Raw genomic sequence first — 2538 nt, 5'->3', positions numbered from 1 at the left:
GAGCGTTCATGGGGCAGAGCGAGCGGCTGTACGCAGGAAAACACCCCATTCCCCAGGCTCTCACCCCATGCTGTGGACCGTGGTGGGAATCGCCCTGGGGGGGCTCGCCCCCTCCCCGCACAAGCCATGCCCGGGGCACAAACAGAGCCATGATTCTCCCAACTGCCAAACCAGGGCGGTTTTCATGGGAAATGTTAACTGAAATGCTCCACTAGCTGCAGGCGGTTGCAGGGTCGATGCGACCCGGCGGCTATCCCCTTCCCAGGCGCGGGATCAATTCCCTTATTGGCTCTGGGGGCCAATCTCTATGTTTATGGGTCGGTACGTCAGCGGGGACGTCATCCTGGCCTCCGTACGCATCGGGGGTACCGGGGAATGGAAGGTGCGCCCGGTGGTGGTGATCACGACAGGGGAGAATGGGAGCCTGCTGGTCTGCCCGGTCTCGAGTAAACCCCCCTCAGATACGCCCTCAGTTCCGCTCACGATCGACGACTTCGCCCGGGGCGGACTCGACCTCTTCCAGGAGAGTTACGTCTTGACCGCATACCCATTCACTGTCCGGCCGGCCGGCGTCGTCGCCAAGAAAGGCTCTCTCCTGCCTGAGACGGTTGCCGCTATCCGGGGGGCCGTGCCGGCCGCGCACCAGCCTCGCGAGAAGAGGTTCCGCCGCCGGCGGTGACCGATTAGAGTTCATAGCGTTTCAGGAACTCGCGTATCTTCCGGGACTCTATCCACTCGCGGTCGAGCTGGCTGATCCGCAGGTTGATCCTCCGGACCTGCTCACGGAGTTTCTCTGCAGTCTCCTTATCGTCGAGCAGATCCGCAATCCCCATAATCACCTGGAGCGGATGGCGGACATGGTCGGCGAGGACGGCGAACTGCGCGATATTTCGCGCGGTCATATCAAAGGCCTGCTCCCGGAACCGCTCATACAGGATCCGTTCCGAGATATCCCTCCCGACGGCCTGGAACCCCACGATCACCTCGTTCTCGACGATCGGCGACTCGTTTAACTCCAGTATGGTGGTTTCCCCATCTTTCCGCCTGACCTCGACCCGGAGCCCTTCGACCTGTTCACCACGGAGCACCTTCCGCCGCCCCTCTTCCCACGCCGGAAGGCTCGATGGGAGGATGTAGTCTTCGAGGTCAGTCCCTACCATCTCCTCGGGACAGTATCCGAGTATCCGCTCCACTGCCGGCGAAGCATAGTTCAGCCCGTCGGCCAGGTATGATGTGATGATGATGTCGAAACTCCGCTGGGCGATCCCGCGGAACATCTCTTCACTCTTCTGGAGCGCCGCTTCCGCCCGCAACCTCTCGATGACCCGGCCGAGCCGCTCCGCCACGGCGTCGAGCAGCATCCGCTCTTCCCGCAGGAACGGCCCTTCCGCCGCCACCGGTTTCTCGCGGAGGTAGCGGACCTCAACCTCGCCGGTGCATTCACCGTGGACGATGATCGGGCTTCTCTGTTTCCAGGGCGTCTCCCCAGGGTCGCCTCTCCAGTACTCCCGGCCATCGACCATGATCCGTACCGCGGCATCGCCCGGGTACTGCCAGCCTGAGGGGAGCGTATCGGCAACCGCCTGCAGGAGCGCATCAAGCGTTATCCCCGGGATCTCGACGAGGTGTGTTATGGAATACAGGCATCGGAGTTCGTTCATCCGCTGATCCAGGTCGTAGGTTCGCTTCCTGAGCGCCGCTTCCACGCGGTCCCGTTCGGTCACGTCAAATGCTGTCCCGGTGATGCCGACGATCCTCCCACCGGCGTCCCGAAACGGTTTGAGGGTCAGGTCCCTGATATGCACCTCATCCCCGACAGTGAGCGCCGCTTCCGCCCGCATGGTCTCCCCCGTTTTCAGGACCCGGCGCTTGAGCGCGGTCAATCGCGCGGCGTCATCGGGGAGAAAGGCCTCCTCATCCGCCAACCCAAGGATAGACGTATCCGTGAGCCCCAGTTGCTGGTTGTATGACCAGATGTAGCGGAGATCCCTGTCCTGCGCAAAGACGACCACCGGCGACTGGTCGAGCGCTGTCATGAAGTGTTCAGCATTCACATCGCCGGTGACGTCCCTGACCCTGATAGCCCGGAACCCGTTCCCGGTGTCTGCGTGGGCTGGCATGCCTGATATCGAGAGCCAGCGCCGGGTGCCGTCGGGAGCGCGGGTACGGCAGATGAAGGGGGGCAGGTCTGCGCCGTTCTCAAGCGCCTGCACGACCAGCTGTGCAGAGGTCTCATCCCGGAGGTTCGGTAAAAGGTACCTGCTGAAAAGAGAGAGTATATCCATCCCGATGGCATCTTCCTGCCCGATATTCAGGCTCCGGGCGAGTGCCGGGTTACACCACGCGACCGTTCGGTCCTCACTTACTATGAGGAGGCCGTCTTCCAGAGCGTCGAGCACCGGAAGACTATATAGTGCCCGGTCATGATATGAGTCTGTCATCTCCCTCCGGCATTGCAGTGTATAACTGTAGTTGATGAGCCACAAGGAGGTAAAAAAGATTACTATCTAGTTCTCCAGGTTAAATACCGGTTATACC

2 protein-coding genes are annotated in these 2538 nt (G+C 61.4%); one reads left to right on the top strand and one right to left on the bottom strand.

Translation table 11 applies throughout. The features are described 5' to 3' along the window. Positions 1–313 precede the first annotated feature (313 nt). Positions 314–679: a type II toxin-antitoxin system PemK/MazF family toxin gene (locus tag BP858_RS08330; protein WP_286879278.1), complete on the top strand. Its 366-nt coding sequence runs from the start codon at positions 314–316 to the stop codon at positions 677–679. Positions 680–683: 4 nt separating this feature from the next. Here the strand turns inward: BP858_RS08330 and BP858_RS08325 are convergent, their stop codons facing one another. Further along, positions 684–2441 (bottom strand): PAS domain-containing protein, encoded by a 1758-nt coding sequence (locus tag BP858_RS08325; protein ID WP_286879277.1) that lies wholly within the window; start codon positions 2439–2441, stop codon positions 684–686. Positions 2442–2538: the final 97 nt, after the last annotated feature.

Source organism: Methanoculleus sp. UBA413, assembly GCF_002502935.1.
Taxonomy (GTDB): Archaea; Halobacteriota; Methanomicrobia; order Methanomicrobiales; family Methanoculleaceae; genus Methanoculleus; species Methanoculleus bourgensis.
The sequence above is the reverse complement of the archived record's forward strand: the minus strand, read 5'-3'. Positions and strand labels throughout refer to the sequence as shown.